Source organism: Nostoc sp. C110 (assembly GCF_043099725.1).
Classification (GTDB): Bacteria; Cyanobacteriota; Cyanobacteriia; order Cyanobacteriales; family Nostocaceae; genus Nostoc; species Nostoc muscorum_A.
Genome location: NZ_CP171148.1, coordinates 1,130,010 through 1,147,300 on the forward strand (window position 1 = coordinate 1,130,010; position 17,291 = coordinate 1,147,300).

9 protein-coding genes and 1 tRNA gene are annotated in these 17,291 nt (G+C 43.9%); 8 read left to right on the forward strand and 2 right to left on the reverse strand.

The window, feature by feature from the left end; genetic code table 11:
* The 5 genes from ACFFRD_RS10495 (at window position 1) to devC (ending at window position 13,297) form a co-directional block, all read left to right on the forward strand.
* The gene (locus tag ACFFRD_RS10495; protein ID WP_392481403.1) at window positions 1–5,574 is read left to right on the forward strand and encodes a type I polyketide synthase; all 5,574 of its coding nucleotides are present in this window, start codon (window positions 1–3) and stop codon (window positions 5,572–5,574) included.
* Window positions 5,571–9,791 (forward strand): amino acid adenylation domain-containing protein, encoded by a 4,221-nt coding sequence (locus ACFFRD_RS10500; RefSeq protein ID WP_392481404.1) that lies wholly within the window; start codon window positions 5,571–5,573, stop codon window positions 9,789–9,791. Before ACFFRD_RS10495 ends, ACFFRD_RS10500 begins: the two co-directional genes overlap by 4 nt.
* Window positions 9,792–9,929: 138 nt before the next feature.
* The gene (locus tag ACFFRD_RS10505) at window positions 9,930–10,604 is read left to right on the forward strand and encodes an isoprenylcysteine carboxylmethyltransferase family protein (protein WP_206758426.1); all 675 of its coding nucleotides are present in this window, start codon (window positions 9,930–9,932) and stop codon (window positions 10,602–10,604) included.
* A gap of 110 nt (window positions 10,605–10,714) precedes the next feature.
* Entirely contained in the window at window positions 10,715–12,031 is a 1,317-nt protein-coding gene (locus ACFFRD_RS10510; RefSeq protein ID WP_392481405.1) for an ABC exporter membrane fusion protein, read from the forward strand.
* Between the two features lie 90 nt (window positions 12,032–12,121).
* The gene (gene devC, locus ACFFRD_RS10515; protein ID WP_392481406.1) at window positions 12,122–13,297 is read left to right on the forward strand and encodes an ABC transporter permease DevC; all 1,176 of its coding nucleotides are present in this window, start codon (window positions 12,122–12,124) and stop codon (window positions 13,295–13,297) included.
* Window positions 13,298–13,364: 67 nt separating this feature from the next.
* On the opposite strand, the gene ACFFRD_RS10520 is transcribed toward devC, so the two are convergent.
* Together ACFFRD_RS10520 and ACFFRD_RS10525 are read right to left on the reverse strand one after the other, a co-directional pair.
* Window positions 13,365–13,814, reverse strand: coding sequence for an SRPBCC family protein (locus tag ACFFRD_RS10520; protein ID WP_179073135.1), 450 nt, complete (start codon window positions 13,812–13,814; stop codon window positions 13,365–13,367).
* 40 nt (window positions 13,815–13,854) lie between these two features.
* The gene (locus ACFFRD_RS10525; protein ID WP_392481407.1) at window positions 13,855–14,298 is read right to left on the reverse strand and encodes a YdhR family protein; all 444 of its coding nucleotides are present in this window, start codon (window positions 14,296–14,298) and stop codon (window positions 13,855–13,857) included.
* A gap of 122 nt (window positions 14,299–14,420) precedes the next feature.
* On the opposite strand from ACFFRD_RS10525, the gene ACFFRD_RS10530 reads away from it, so the two are divergent.
* From ACFFRD_RS10530 to ACFFRD_RS10540, 3 genes are all read left to right on the forward strand, one after another.
* Window positions 14,421–15,026 carry a TetR/AcrR family transcriptional regulator gene (locus ACFFRD_RS10530; protein ID WP_392481408.1) on the forward strand — a complete coding sequence of 202 codons (606 nt, stop codon included), beginning with the start codon at window positions 14,421–14,423 and terminating at the stop codon, window positions 15,024–15,026.
* Between the two features lie 466 nt (window positions 15,027–15,492).
* Window positions 15,493–15,566 (forward strand) — tRNA-Val (locus tag ACFFRD_RS10535).
* 300 nt (window positions 15,567–15,866) lie between these two features.
* A complete protein-coding gene (locus ACFFRD_RS10540) occupies window positions 15,867–17,063 on the forward strand; it encodes an acyl-CoA dehydrogenase family protein (protein WP_392481409.1) in 1,197 nt (398 codons plus the stop codon).
* The last annotated feature ends 228 nt before the right edge of the window (window positions 17,064–17,291 follow it).

Consider the following 17,291-nt stretch of genomic DNA (forward strand, 5'->3'; position numbering starts at 1 on the left):
ATGAGCAAAAGCAACGAGCGAGTTGAGGAATTATCCCCTTTAAAACGAGCTTTACTGGCATTGGAAACAATGCAAGGCAAGCTGAACCGCCTGGAATCGAAAAAGACAGAACCAATTGCAATTGTGGGGATGGGATGCCGTTTTCCTGGCGGTGTTAAGAATCCTCAGACTTTTTGGCACTGCTTGCGCGATGGTGTGGATGCAATGCAAGAAATTCCTGGCGATCGCTGGGATTTGGAAACATACTACAATGCCGATGCTGATGCTGCTGGCAAAATGTACACTCGTCACGGTGCTTTCGTTGATGACGTTGATAAATTTGATGCTGATTTTTTCAGTATTTCTCCCAGGGAAGCAGCATTTATTGACCCGCAGCAGCGCTTGTTTTTAGAGGTATGTTGGGAAGCCCTAGAGCAGTCAGGAGAACGACCAGACCAACTAGCAGGTAGTCGTACAGGGGTATTTGTCGGTGTGATGTACGCCGATTACTCGCGGTTACAGGGTACTGTAATCGATGCCTACAGCAGTACTGGCAACAGTATGAGTGTGGTATCAGGACGGGTTTCTTACCTGCTGGGTTTGCAAGGGCCGAGTGTCACTTTGGATACAGCTTGTTCTTCTTCCTTGGTAGCGGTACATCTAGCTTGTCAAAGTTTGCGCTCAGGTGAATGTAATTTGGCTTTGGCGGGTGGGGTGAGTCTGATGTTGATTCCCGACAACAACATTACCCTGTGTCGCACCCGCGCTTTATCTCCTACGGGGCGTTGCAAAACCTTTGATGCTGATGCTGACGGCTTCGCGCGTGGTGAGGGATGCGGTACGATCGCTCTCAAACGTTTATCAGATGCGATCGCAGATGGCAACCCCATTTTGGCAGTGATTCGCGGTTCTGCCGTTAATCAAGATGGACGCAGCAATGGTTTGACTGCTCCCAATGGCCCCGCTCAACAGGCAGTGTTACGAGAAGCTTTAGCTAACGCCGGGGTGAAGCCGCATCAAGTCAGTTATGTGGAAGCGCATGGTACAGGTACGCCTTTGGGAGACCCGATTGAGGTGAGTTCCCTAGCGGCTGTTTTGGGTGAAGGGCGATCACCAAATCATCCCCTAGCTTTGGGTTCAGTTAAAACCAATATTGGACATTTAGAATCAGCAGCTGGTGTGGCCGGTTTAATCAAAGTTGTCCTGGCAATGCAGCATCAGCAGATTCCGCCCCATCTCCACTTCCAAAAATTGAATCCTTACATTTCTTGGGGGAATTTGCCGATTTCAATTCCCACAGAACTTACCCCCTGGAATAGTGGCACAGAACGACGCATTGCTGGGGTGAGTTCCTTTGGCTTTAGCGGTACAAATGCTCATGTGATACTCGAAGAAGCACCGCTTTTACCGACAGAGCCAGCTTTGGTATCAGTAAAAGATTATCTTTTACCTCTATCTGCTAAAAATCCCGCCGCACTCTTGGATATGGCGCAAGCTTACCGAGCTTTTCTTCCAGGTAAAACTAACTTGCTGGATATTGCTTATACTACTAGTCTGCGCCGTCCTCATCATAAGCATCGCATCGCTTTGGTAGGGCAGTCTATTGAGCAACTGACAGCAGCACTTGACGCTTTTGTAGAAGGTGAATCTCACCCCAACTTAGTACCCAGTAACCCACATTCAGATGATTTATCTGGCTTGGTTTTCGTGTTTTCTGGACAGGGGGCGCAGTGGATCGGGATGGGACGGCAACTTTTGGCACAGGAGCCTGTTTTTCGAGAGACTATACAAGAGTGCGATCGCATCTTAAAATCCCTCACTCATTGGTCGCTACTCCAAGAACTAGCAGCACCAGAGAATATTTCTCGCCTCCAAGATACTGAAGTTGCCCAACCTGCCATTTTAGCGATTCAAGTTGCCCTAACTGCCTTATGGCGTTCTTGGGGCATTGAGCCTGCGGCAGTTGTGGGTCATAGTCTCGGTGAAATCACTGCTGCTTATGTAGCAGGTGTCTTTACTTTAGAAACAGCTTTGCGGATTGTTGTGCAACGAGCATCCTTGATGCAGCAGGCTACAGGCAAAGGCAAAATGGCCGCAATTGGGATGCCTTGGCAAGAACTCAAACCCTGGCTAGAGGAATTTCCTGGTTTAGCGATCGCAGCTATTAATAGCCCCACATCTACTGTCGTTGCTGGTGATGCAACTGCCTTAGAAAGTTTGTGTCAAATACTACAAGCCCAGGAAATATTCTGTCGATTGTTGCGTGTCAATTATGCCTTTCACTGTCCACAGATGCAGCCTTACAGCGAGGAATTGGTTAACCTTTTGGCAGGACTGCAACCGCAAGTCGCCCAATTACCCCTCTTCTCCACAGTTACCGGAACCAGCAGCCAAGGACGAGATTGGGATGCTGCTTATTGGGGGCGGAATATGCGATCGCCTGTCCAATTCAGTCAGGCAATTGAAAACTTGGTATATGAAGGATACACCTATTTTGTTGAGGTCAGCCCTCACCCCGTTTTATCCCAGAATATTCAAGAATGTTTGCAGCACAAAGGCAAAGCTGGAATTGTCCTCGCCTCTATGCACAGAGAGCGACAAGAGCGTTATTTTTTACTCAGTGAACTAGGTCGCCTTTATACCTTGGGCTATCAACCACGATGGCAGGCTTTCTATCCAGAAAATAGAAGGTGCGTTTTACTACCGACTTATCCCTGGCAACATCAACGCTACTGGTTAGAAGGTAGCAATTCTCTACCGCCAAGAAAAACATCACAACAGCCGTTATTGGGGGAAGCCTTGCCCAGTCTGGCACATCTGCCAGAAATGCGGATTTGGCAAACACAATTGGATTTGCGATCGCTTCCTTACCTCAATGACCATCGGGTACAAGGTGTGATGGTGTTACCGGGGTCAGCTTATGTAGAAATGGTATTAGCTGCTGCGGCTGAGATATTTGGCGCAGGTAAACATACCCTAGAAGTTTTGCACTTTCAACAAGGTCTATTCATTCCCGAAGCAGAAACTCAGACTCTACAAATTTGCTTGCAACCAGGAAACACACCAGACACTCTCAACTTTGATTGTTACAGCCGTCCTGGTATAAACCCACAGACGAAATGGCGGCATCATGCCAGTGGTACAGTGCGCCGAGGCGACGGGGAAATTACACCCACCATTCCCGCAACGGTGGCAGAAATTCAAGCCCGTTGTCAGGAAGTTATTTCTGGCACACAGCACTATCAACAAATGGCGGAACAAGGTTTGCTTTATGGAGCCAGCTTTCAAGGCGTAGAGCAAATCTGGCGACGCGAAGGGGAAGCCCTCGGTCGCATCCATTTACCAGCATCTTTACACGCAGAAATCGCCCACTACCAAATTCATCCCGTTATTTTGGATGCCTGTTTCCAAGTCATAGCCTTGGCGACTCCCTTAGCTAACCCCGATGCTGAGGCAGAAGGAGCTTATTTGCCAGTACGCCTAGACAAACTCCGACTTTATCAGCAACCGGATACTACAGGTTTATGGGTACACTTGCAGTTAAAACCTGTAGTAGAAACAGATGCCTTTGCTGCCGAGTTAGTCCTGTTCAACGACCAAGGGCAAAGAATATTAGATGCTGAATGCTTGCGTATTCAGAAACTTGATAGTCAAAGTGAAAATAATTCTAGCGATTGGTTCTATGAGATTAGCTGGGAACGGCTTTTAGAACCCAAGGACACAGCGCCAAGACGCAGTGAACAAAACCAAGGCTATTGGCTGATATTGGCAGACAGACAGGGAATTGGAGAGAATCTCAGCCAACAATTGCAGCAGCAAGGCGAAAATTGCATCTTGGTTTTTGCAGGTGAAACTTATCAAAAACAGGATTCACAGCATTATCAAATTCAGCCAAATTGTTTAGATGACTTTAAGCAACTCCTACAAACTGTTTCTGGTGAATGCTTGGGAGTGGTGCATCTGTGGAGTTTAGATATCACTCCAGCAGAATTGACTACCCTAGCTTCACTAGCTGGTGACAATATGGGAGATCGTCCACTTAGCGATCGCAATTTGGGATGTATTAGCACTCTCCATTTAGTCCAAGCATTGGCGGAAACAGGTTGGCAAAATACACCCCGTCTCTGGCTAGTTACCCGTGGCGTACAGCCTGTAGATTCGAGTCCTAGTATTGCCCAATCGCCTCTGTGGGGACTGGGACGCGTGATTGCTCAAGAACATCCAGACTGGCGTTGCTCAATGGTGGATTTAGCACCAGTGCCTAAACCATCAGAAATTGCATCACTTTTACAGCTACTACAAGCAGACGATGTAGAAAATCAAATCGCTTTGCGTGGGGATGTGTCCTACGTTGCTAGACTGAAGCGATATTTACCCAGTGATTCAGAACTACCAAACTTCCACCCCGAAGCAACCTACCTCATTGCCGGAGGTCTGCGGGGTCTGGGTTTACAAGTAGCTACTTGGATGGTGGAGAGGGGAGCTAGATATTTGGCACTGATGGCGAGAAGTCAGCCGACACCCGCAGCCCTAGAAGTTTTACAAACTCTGGAAACTGCTGGAGCAAAAATTAAGGTACTTCAGGCGGATATCAGTCAGGCTGAGGAAGTAGCTAGAGCGATCGCTCAATTAGACCAAGATATGCCACTATTACGGGGTGTAATTCACAGCGCTGCTGTTTTGGATGACGGCATTCTCTTACAATTAACACCAGAAAGGTTGCACAAAGTCATGCAACCCAAGATAGAAGGGGCATGGAATCTCCACACGCACACCCTCAATAAACCCCTAGATTTCTTTGTGCTGTTTTCTTCAGCTGCTTCACTGCTGGGTTCTGCCGGACAAGGAAACTATGCGGCAGCCAATGCCTTTTTAGATGGGTTAGCTCATTATCGGCAAAGTCAAAATCTGCCTGCACTCAGTATCAACTGGGGTGCGTGGGCAGAAGTAGGTTTAGCAGCAGCCCAGACCAATCGGGGCGATCGCATGGCATCTCTGGGTTTTGGTAGTATTCCCCCACAGCAAGGCTTAGAGATTTTAGGACACCTGTTAACGGATAAAACTGCACAATTAGGTGTGATTCCCATCAATTGGGCAAAAGTATTGCGTGCTAATCCAGCAGTTATCAAGATGCCTTTGTTTCAATTGCTGACGGAGGTCTTTAGTAACTCTGGAGAAATCGAGACTGAAAAAAGCACAAATTTCCTTTCCCGTCAAGCACTTTTAGCAACTCCATCAGATGAGCGTCAACTACTTTTAGAAACTTACTTCCACGAACAAGTGGCTAGGGTACTGCGAATGCCAGCCTCGAAACTCGATCGCCATCAGCCCCTCAACAGCCAAGGACTAGATTCTTTAGTGGCGGTGGAGTTAAAGAACAAACTTAAAAACGACTTGGGCGTTGATTTACCGATGATTCGCTTCATTCAAGGCCCTAGTATCGCCCAGTTATCTGCACAAGTACTCACTCAAATTACACAAGAAATGTCGTCAGTATCATCTGTCCTTGTATCTCCTCCTCATCTGAGGAGCAATTCTGCTAGACCTGTTGAATTAGCCACCAGTAATCAAGAATGGGAGGATGGCGAACTATGAGCGCGAGTCAACTTCTGGATGATTTGACGCAAAATGGAGTGTATTTGTGGGCTGAAGGCGACAAACTGCGTTTCCGTGCCCCCAAAGGTGTGTTAACGGAAGAACTGCGCGATCGCTTGACTGCTCACAAGCTAGAATTGCTGGCAATTTTGCAAACGCCCATTTCAACGGCAGAATTTACCCTAGTTCATGCCCCAGAGGAACGTTATCAGCCATTCCCGCTCACTGACTTACAACAAGCTTATGCTTTGGGTGGTAGCAATTTTTTCGATTTGGGTAACGTGTCTGCTCATTTCTACGTAGAATTTGCCGTCACTAATCTCGACATTGAGCGATTGAATTTGGCTTGGCAACGTTTAATTGAGCGTCATGAGATGCTACGAGCAGTAATTTTACCTGATGCTCAACAGCAGATTCTCGAAACTGTGCCTCCCTTTGCTGTGGAAGTCATCGACTTACGCGGTCAAAAAGAGGCGGAGCAGCAAATAGCAGCGATGCGCCAGCAAATGAAGGATAATGGCCCATCACTTGATAAATATCCTTTATTTGAGGTGCGGGTACAGTTATTGGATGAGGAGCGATGTCTAGCGACAAGACGCTTCGCGTCTACGCAACTCCACATCAGCATTAGTTTATTAATCTGCGACGCTTTAAGTGGTGGATTTGTCTTCCAAGATTTGTATCAGTTTTACCTCAACCCCCAAGCACAGTTACCAGCCCTGAATCTCTCTTTCCGAGATTACATCCTGACGCTGAATCAACGCCATCAAACAGCAGCCTACCAAAAAGCCCGTGATTACTGGTGGCCAAGGTTATCTGAAATTCCCCCAGCCCCGGAATTGCCCCTAGCCAAAAGTCCGAGTGCTATTGAGAAACCTACTTTCACCCGTTGGCAAGGGCAACTAGCACCAGCAGTTTGGCAGCAATTCAAAACACGAGTCAGTCAGCTGGGACTAACACCGGCGGCGGCGATTTGTGCTGCTTATGCCACCATCCTCACCACTTGGAGCAAAAACCAAAAACTCACAGTTAACATCCTCTACTTTAACCGCGAACCACTGCATCCACAGGTGTATCAGGTTTTAGGTAACTGTAGCTCCACCCTATTATTGACAGTTGACCACACCCAAAGCGAAAGCTTCGCCGCCCAAGCCAAACGCTTACAAGAGCAGTTGTGGAGTGATTTGGAACATACGGCGGTGACTGGTGTGGAAGTATTAGGCGAACTCAATCGGATGCAAGGGGGAACTGCTAGAGCCGCAATGCCTTGTACCTTTGCCAGTGCTTTGGGTTTGGGAAACCGCGACACTCAAACTAATGCTGCGGGTGAGCAGGATTGGCAGGTAATTTGTAATGGCTTGTTGCAAACGCCTTTCGTCCTCCTCGACCACCAAATTGTTGAAGAAAACGGCGCTTTGCTCCTGAATTGGGATGCTGTAGAAGAAGCCTTTCCCTCTGGTTTAATGGCCCAAATGTTTGATGCTTACCAACTGCTACTGCATCGTTTGGCTGAGTCAGACAATACTTGGCAGACTACCACAGAATGGTTGATACCCGAAGCACAGCTACAACAACGAGCAGCCATCAATGCTACCAACACTACTATTCCCACCCAGTTGTTGCATGAGTTGTTTGTTGAACATGTGACTCAACACCCACAAAAATTAGCGATCGCTACTTCCAAACTAACTTTGACTTACGCCGAACTTGATCGCCTATCTAACTACATCGGTAGACAACTGCGAGACTTAGGCGCTCGTCCCAATCAGTTGGTAGCCGTAGTGATGGAAAAAGGTTGGGAGCAGTTAGTCGCTGTTTTGGGAATTCTCAAATCAGGTGCAGCTTACCTACCAATCGACCCCAGCCTACCCCAAGAACGTCTTAACTGGCTGCTGGATAACGCTGAAGTAGCGATCGCTTTTACCCAACCTCAGCTAGAAGCAAATCTCAGCTTCGCCACTCAAGTCAAATGGCTAACAATTGATGACTCAACCCTGGTACAAGCCTCTACCAGTCAACCTTTACCATCAATACAAACCCCAGAAGATTTAGCCTACGTCATCTACACCTCTGGCTCAACCGGCACACCCAAAGGTGTCACCATCGACCATCGCGGTGCAGCCAACACCATCCTCGATATCAATCAACGGTTTGGCGTGACAGCAGAGGATCGGGTGTTTGCTATTTCCTCCTTAAGTTTCGACTTGTCAGTATATGACATCTTCGGAACGCTCGCAGCTGGTGGTACAATTATCATGCCCGATGCTCAAGGCAGCCGCGATCCGGCCCATTGGCTGGATGTTCTCCAACGGGAGCAGGTGACAGTCTGGAACTCTGCACCAGCGTTAATGAAATTGTTAGTCGAATATGCAGGCGATCGCAGCGATCGCTTACCTTCTTCCCTCCGGTTGGTGATGATGAGTGGTGATTGGATTCCGGTAACTCTACCGGAGCAAATTCACTCCTTGGGTAACGATGTCCAAGTAATCAGTTTGGGAGGAGCCACGGAAGCTTCCATCTGGTCAATTTTCTATCCTATCGAAACAATTGACCCTAGCTGGACTAGCATCCCCTACGGTAAACCCCTGAGTAACCAAAGCTTCCACATCCTTGATGAAGCCTTGCAACCCCGTCCTGATTGGGTTCCAGGACAAATTTACATTGGTGGTATCGGTTTAGCTCAGGGATATTGGCGAGATGCAGCCAAGACCCAAGCCAGCTTTATTCAGCATCCCCGCACGGGAGAGCGTCTTTACCGCACGGGGGACTTGGGGCGCTATCTGCCGGATGGTAACATCGAGTTTTTAGGAAGAATTGATTTTCAGGTTAAAATTCGCGGTTATCGGATAGAAATAGGCGAAATTGAAACTGTCTTGCAGCAAAACCCAGCCATCCGTTCTGTTGCTGTTTCAGCCGTTGGCAAACAACGGGATGAGAAGCAATTGGTAGCTTATATCGTTTTTGAGCAGGAACAATCAATTACTTCAGTAGAATTGCGTAGCTACCTCCAGCAGAAGTTACCAGAATACATGATTCCCTCAATGTTCATGTTTATGGACAGCTTGCCCTTGTCATCCAACGGTAAAGTAGATCGCCGTGCTTTACCTGACCCAGAACAAAGTCAAGCAGATTTAGGGGCAATTGTCCCACCTAGAGACAGCTTAGAGTTACAACTTGTACAAATTTGGCAAGAAATCTTGAACTTGCCGGAGGTAGGTATTACTAATAATTTCTTTGAACTGGGTGGAACTTCTATTCAAGCTGTACGCTTGATGACGCAAATTCACAAACTCTTTGCTCAGAATTTACCCTTGTCTACGTTGTTCCAAGGCGGGACTGTTGAGCATTTAGCGCGGACTCTGCGGGAATCGTCAGATAGTTCAGCGCCTTGGTCGCCTTTAGTCAGTATCCAGCCCTCTGGTTCTCAACCGCCTTTCTTCTGCGTTCATCCGGCTGGCGGTAATGTGCTTTGCTATATGGATCTCTCCCGTCGCTTGGGTGTAGATCAGCCGTTCTACGGTCTCCAGGCTGTGGGGATGGATGGAGAACAACCACCATTTACCACTATCGAAGATATGGCGGCTTATTATATTGCAGCCATCCGCACCGTTCAACCACAAGGGCCATACTCTATCGGTGGCTGGTCTTTTGGGGGAATTGCTGCCTTAGAAATTGCCCAGCAATTGCGCCAGCAAGGTGAAGAAGTCAATATGCTGGTACTTATCGACTGTCCCGCGCCCTTATCTGGCGAAGATTTGGACGAAGCCACCTTAGCAGGTTGGTTTATCCAAGATTTAGAAGGTCGATTTGATGTTGATGCTACTAGATTGCAGCAGTTGCAGCAGCTAGATACCGCACAACAATTGAACTACATTCTAGAACAAGCCAGACTACTGCACTTAGTTCCCCCAGATGCCGGAGTTGAACAAGTCAACTACTTGTTCGAGGTGTTCAAATGCAATATGCGAGCGATCGAATCCTACACACCGCGTCCCTACGAGGGGCTAGCAACACTGCTGCGAGCAGCAAACCAACCACCAGAAAATCCCACTGATCCAGCTTTAGATTGGCACAAATTACTCACCAATTTAGAAGTGCGTTGGATTCCAGGCAACCACTACACGATGGTCAGAGAACCAGATGTGCAAACATTGGCAACCCAATTGAGGGCTTGTCTGGCAGTTATGAACAACTGGCAGCCAGGAAGATACAACTAACCCTATTAATTTCTCTGTGTCCTCTGCGTCTCTGTGGTTTAAAAACTCTTTTTTTAACCACAGAGGCACGGAAAACCCAGAGACTAGAAAGTTATTTGACAGAACTCACGTTACTTTAGGAGTTAACTTGTGGAACTAATGACACAATTTCAGTTTGCAGTGGCTTTCCCAGAACAACTACCACAAGTAGATGTCAAAGCCATTCTCTGCTTGGTTCATTCACTGTATTGGCTATTAATTGTCAATGCATCCATCATTAGACGGCGCAAACTCAATAACCCAGAGTCATTTGTTGACACCTCCACAAAAGAACCAGTTGCTAGTGAGTCATCCATCACTCCTCAAGGCCCGCCAGCACTATTTCTCACCAGTGCTACCTACGGGATCTTTTACATTTTGCTAGCAATTTGGTGGGCAAATCCCGATGCGCTAGGATTTTTTGTATTTCAACCGACTTTTCCGATTCAAGCTCTAGGAATTGCTATTCTTGGTTTGGCATTAATTGTGAAAGTATGGTCTTTTTGGGTTTTTCGCAGTTGGCGGTTATTTCCCCACATCGATCCCGGTCATCAACTTGTGACCAAAGGGCCTTATAGTTTTGTCAGACATCCACTTTACTTCGCTTTTCAACTTCTGTTTTTTGGCTCGTTTTTGATTGTTCCAAAACTAGGATTCTTACTGCAAGTAATTGCTAACTTTTTAGCTCATGATTTTCGCTGCCGAGTTGAAGAAAAAATATTGCTGCAAGCTTTTGATAATGCATACGAGGCATATAAAAAACGCACTCGTCGTTTATTGCCTTGGGTGTATTAATCGAGCGTAAAAATACAGATATGTATTTGTAAAAGATATTTTTTGCAAATACATATCTTACCTACATTGCCACTTTTGTAAAAGTAGATTTTAGAGATTTAACTTAAATTATGAAATATCAGTTTTTTGCCAAACCTGTAGACTGGAGATTTGTTGTAATTTTAGGCGCTGCGGCTTTAGCTACTTGTGCTACTTCGTTTTATTTAGTTTTAAATAATCAACTAGAAAATCAAAAGCGATCGCAACAGGCTATTGCAGCTAATAATAAAATTCAAGCAAGTCCCAGTGCGGTTGCTGCTAGAGGATATCTAGAGCCTAAAGGAGAAGTAATTAAGCTATCTGCTCCTACTTCTATACAAGGTGAAGGTGTACGAGTTGCAAAGCTACTTGTCAAACAAGGAGACAAGGTAAAAACAGGTCAAGTAGTGGCAATTCTGGATAACCAAGAACGTCTGCAAGCAGCTTTGGAACAGGCAAAAACTGAAGTTAATGTTGCTCAAGCTAAACTAGAGCAAACTAAAGCAGGCGCGAAAACAGGAGATATTAATGCTCAAACGGCAAAATATCAACAAACAAGAGCAGAACTAGAAGGTCAACTCACAATTCAAAGGGCAACTATTGCTAATTTAGCAGCTCAGTTACAAGGAGAAAAGAATTCTCAAGCCGCAACCATTAAGAGGATTCAAGCTGAATTACGATATGCTCAAACTGAATGCGATCGCTATAATTCTTTGTATCAAAAAGGAGTAGTTTCAGCTTCTCAACGAGATAGCACTTGTCTACAAAACAATACTACTCAAGAACAACTTGCAGAAGCTGAATCTAATTTACAGAAAATTATTAGTACTAGAACAGAACAAGTCAAAGAAGCACAAGCCAATTTCAATCGCACATTAGCAACCTTAAAAAACGAAGTTGAAGAAGCCAAAGCAACTCTAAATGCCACCGCAGAAGTCCGCCCTGTAGATGTCAGTGTGGCAGAATCAGAGCTAGGAAATGCCCAGGCTGCTGTGAAAAAATCTCAAGCAGATTTAAATTTGGCTTATGTGCGATCGCCTAAAAATGGACAAGTTTTAAAAATTCACACATGGGCTGGTGAAGTTATTAGCAAAGATGGAATTATCGAGTTAGGTCAGACAGAACAAATGTACGCGATCGCAGAAGTTTATGAAACCGATATTAGTAAAGTTCGTCTTGGTCAACAAGCAACTGTTACCAGTGGTGGATTAATCGAAGAGCTTAAAGGCAATGTCGATGAAGTTGGTTTAAAAGTTGGCGTTTTAAATGCTTTAGGAACCGATCCTGTTGCGGATGCAGATACTAGAGTTGTCGAAGTAAAAATTCGTCTGTCTCCACAAGATAGCCAAAAAGTTGCTAACCTCACTAATTTAGAAGTCAACGTCATGATTAATACTGAATCACCATAAAATTGACAAAACTTTTATCTCTCAATATTCAACTAATAAAAATCTCATTATTAGCTATTTTTTACCCTGTTCTAAATTGGAAATATAAATATGATACTTCGCAAAAAAATACCAGTAGCTTGGTTGCAACTTAGATATCAGAAAGCCAGATTAATTATTGCTTTATTAGGAGTGGTTTTTGCTGTAGTAATTGTCTTCGTCCAACTAGGCATTCGAGATGCTTTATTTGACAGTGCTGTTCGTTTGCACCAAGGCTTGCAAGGGGATTGTTTTTTGATTAGTCCTCGTTCTACAGCTTTAATTGCTATGGAAAGTTTTCCAGAACGACGTTTATCTCAGTCTTTAGCATTTCCAGAAGTTAATTATGTTGCACCGATATATTTAGGCTTTGGTCAATGGAAAAATCCCGAAACTAAAGATTATTGGCGGAATATATTTGTGATTGGTTTTGATATTCGCTATCAGGTCGTAGATTTTCCTGGAGTTGAGGAAAATATCAACAAACTAAAAATTCCAAATGTGGTTTTATTTGACCGCAGTTCTCGCGCTGAATTCGGACCTGTGGTTGCAGATTTTGAGCAAAAAGGTAATATAGAAACAGAAATTGGTAATCGTTCTTCAAATCGCCGGGTTAAAGTAGCTGGACTATTTAATCTAGGTACATCTTTTGGTTCTGATGGAAATTTAGTCACCAGTCATCTTAACTTCTTAAGGATTTTTAGCTCTCGTTATAAAGGATTAATTGATATTGGTTTAATCAAATTAAAACCAGGATATGATGCCCAAGAGTTTACAGAAAAGTTAAAAACCTTTTTACCTAAAGATGTAAAAGTATTATCAAAAGAACAATTGATTGCTTTTGAAAAAAATTACTGGCAAACTAGTACAGCTATTGGATTTATTTTTAACTTAGGGGTAGGATTGGGAATTGTTGTCGGTATTGTAGTCGTATATCAAATTCTCTATACCAATGTTTCTGAACATTTACCCCAATATGCCACTTTAAAAGCAATTGGTTATCAACAAAGATACCTTTTATCTATAGTTTTACAACAAGCATTATTAATTGCAATTTTAGGCTACATACCGGGGTTTTTAATTTCTATAATTCAGTATGAATTTGCTAAAAAGGCAACACTTCTACCTATTGTAATGACAATAGATAGAGCTGGTTTTGTGCTGATAGCAACTGTTATTATGTGTTTTGTTTCGGGTGCAACAGCTGTGAGAAAACTCAAACAAGCAGATCCGGCTGATATTTTTTAGTTAGTAGAGATGTTGCAATGCAACATCTCTACAGGATTTATACGCATTGTGATTAATGTGAAATAGATTAGTCTGCTGTTTTTTCTAAGTAACCTTGTCCAATACTTTTAGCTTCAGCTATTTCCCTGATATTCTCCATCACTCTCGGTAAAACTTTTTTAAACTTTTTGCCGAGAAGCCAACCAAATAAAAATGCCAAGGCTCCTTTAAATGACACTTCATGAGTAAATGATGTACTATCTGCATAGATACTCAAGTAGCGATGTACATTTAACTTGCAAAATGGTAACTGAATTGTAAATGTATAACTCTTACCTGGGCTAAACTGCGAAATTGTAAATTTAGAAGTTGTACCTGTTTTCGGTGTTAATTTACCTATCGCACCAAGCTTAAAAGGACTCTCAAGATATGAATCACACAGTTCGGTATCCCATACTGACCAATTATCTACATCAGTCCAAATCGCCCAAATTTTTTCAGGTGTGGCAAACGTTGTGACAGTATTGCTAAACTTCATATGACTCTCTCATCTGGTTAGATACAGCAAGTTTTTGAGATTATTTAAGCTGACTGATAGGGCCTCGTGTAACGATCGTAGGATCTTCAAGAATATTGAACTTTTTGACTACGATATTACTAATTGCTGAGTTATTTCTCATTCCAACATTGAAAATATTTTCGACATAGTTGTTCAGAGATTTTTCATCTTCAAACAGATAAAACCCACTAGCTTCTTTGTTACCTTCATCAATTGACCAAATTTTCCAGCGTAGTCCTGGTGCTTTGGCGATACGAGGCGCAACATCCTTCATCTGCTTTCTAAAGTCAGACGTGGAGTTGTTGTATTTGAAATTAATCTGAAGGATACGACTAGAAGTTGATGGAGTTGTCTGATTTTGAGCCAATAAATTTTGCGAAGTGACACTCGTCGCACCAGCAAAAGATCCTGCTAGCCCAACTGTACCAACCACAAACATCAAGCGAAGCAATTTCCCTAGCATATTTTTTGCCTTTTGATCGAGATTTGGCAACATTTGAGACACAAAGGACAAAACTGTCGTGAAAAAGTACTATATTGACATTGCCAATATGACATTAAATATTGTCACTGTCAATATGACCTATGAAACCAAAAGATAAATATCATCACGGTAATTTACGTAACAAATTAATTGCAATTGCAACAGAACTTCTGTCAGAAGAAGGCGCTCATAGTTTGAGTTTGCGGAAGATTTCTCAAAGAGCAGGAGTCAGCCATAACGCTCCGTATATGCACTTTGCAGATAAAGAGGCGGTTTTAGCAGCGATCGCAGAAGAAGGTTTTCGGTTGCTGTCAGTGCAAGTAGAAACAGCAATAAAGGAAGTTAATAAAGATACCAAGCAACAGTTGATTGCTGCTAGCAGTGCATACGTCAACTTCGCCTTAGAGCATTCAAATCATTTACAAGTAATGTTCTGTTACTACAATCCAGAGAAATATCCGAGTTTGATCGAGGTTTCACAGACATCCCTAGATCAATTATTTAAAATTGTCCAAGCAGGACAGAAAGACGGAACGCTGATTGCGGGCAATCCTCACGAAATAACCAAAACAATTTGGGCATTGGTACATGGCGTAGCAGCGATTTCTATTGCTTATGAATCAAAGATTATACTTCCAGAAAAAAAATCAGCACAAGAGGTAGTATCCACATTTGTGACGCTGTTGCTGAATGGATTAGCCAGATGAAGTAACCAACCGCTCTTCTCATGAAGAGTCTATTGCCAATAAGAACAGTTATGTTACGCAATTGTGACTTTGATCATAAATTGAGGTGAGACTCGTTCCAATACTGCTCGGTTAAAAGAAAATAGGGAGTGAGGTAAATAAGAAACTGTTCGCGTGTTTATTACGAGAAAAAGCTAGTTTCAGAGATGGTGCAAGTATCTCTAAAATTTGGAATTAAACAATTGAGGGTGAGTAAATCGGCGAAAAAAAATATCAATTTACGGGTTCAAAATGAGTTAGCTCAAATGTCTTGCGAGTTAATCTCCTCTTTGACAAGTTATGATTTCATCCATGAAGCTTTATTCTATGCATCTTCATAGAGAATTGGTATTACGCACTCAAAACCTAAAACCCCCTTAAAAAAGCTTGGGTCTTTATCTTGTGCGATCGTAAAAGTATATGCTACTATCAATAATTGTGTGGTTAAGGACGTATAGCTCAGTTGGTTAGAGCGCTACGTTGACATCGTAGAGGTCACTGGTTCGAATCCAGTTACGTCCATTTTTGTTGTACATTCACGAATTGTTGAATGTACAACAAAACCAAATTGGTTCATGGTGTATTGCCATCCCAGCAAGTGGAAACATTTGAGCTATCTAGCATTTGTATTTTACCACAGATGCGTAGGCGTACCACTTCCTGGAAGCAAGCTACGCGTAGCGTCTCGTAGAGAAGCCCGTCGCAGACATCGCTTCCAATTCTTGGTAACTCAGAGAGAGGGTTAAAATAAGTCCTATGTTAAGTTTTCAGGAACATCAATTTTTTGTGGGATGAGAGTAAAGTGAGCTTTAAGGAGTATTTATGTCACAGTTGGAGCAAGCACTGCCAGACACCTTTGTAACCAAAAGCTTAGAAATCCCCAATATTTTCGACCAGGTTGAAGCTCTAGCTAAAGACTTTGCCACCCGTGCAGGCGCACACGATAAAGAGGGTTCCTTTCCCTTCGAGAATTTTACAGCTTTGTCTGAGGCAAAATTACTCAGCCTTACCATTCCCCGTGAATTAGGTGGTGAGGGTTTAGGGCTATCAACTATCTGCCAAGTCATTGAAGGGATAGCACGTGGCGATGCTTCAACCGCGCTAGTACTGACGATGCACTATCTCCAACATGCCAATGCAGCCCGTAGCCGTCGCTGGCATCCAGAAGTATATAAAAGGTTGTGTCGTGAATCCATTGAAGGCATTGCCCTGATCAATGCCGCCCGTGTTGAACCAGAGTTAGGAACCCCAGCTAGAGGCGGATTACCTGCCACAATTGCCGAACGGACAACAGAGGGTTGGCGTTTAACAGGCCACAAGCAATACACTACGGGTAGTCCCATCCTCAGTTACTTTGTGGTTTGGGCGCGGACAACTGAAGATGAACCACAAGTTGGCAATTTTTTGGTTCCGCGCGATTTGCCCGGTTTGCAAATTGTCGAAACCTGGGATCACTTGGGGATGAGAGCTACAGGCAGCCACGATCTGATTTTGGAGAATGTATTAATTCCCTTAGAGTACGCCCTGAATATCAGTCCCATATCTGCTGCGCCATCACTTGATCCACTGATTTCGACTTGGGGCAGTTTGACAGTGAGCGCTTTATATCTCGGTGTGGCTACCAGTGCGCGAGACTGGCTGGTTAAATATCTTTGGGAGCGATCGCCTTCTAATCTCAAAGAACCGCTAGCAACTCTGCCACGCTTCCAAACTGCCGTAGGTGAAATAGAAGCACTACTATTTGCTAACAATAGATTAATTTATAGTTTGGCTCAAGATATTGATCGGGGCGAGTACGATCCTAACGTCGGATTACAGGCACAAGCTGTTAAATACCTTACTACAACTAACTCGATTCGTGCTGTGGAGATTGCCTTGGAACTAACTGGTAATCCTGGTATGTTAAAAAGAAATCCTTTAGAGCGTCACTACCGTGACGTTCTGTGCAGCCGTATCCATACACCACAAAACGATGTTATTTGTCAGTCATTAGGGAAGTCAGCACTGAAAGTCAAGTAATGGAGAATTGCTATAGAGTTTGAGGTATGCCAGATCATTTAAACTTTTTCTTCACGGAGAAGTGGAAAGAATTGATGGGCAAACCTATCGGTTAAATTAAGCCTTGGTGTAATAGACATCTGGTGAAAATGAATGTAGAGACGTAGCATTGCTACGTCTCTACAAGGATTCTGGATAACGCATATTTAATTTCTGGAGATGTCTAATTGAAAATATTGTAGAGTATAG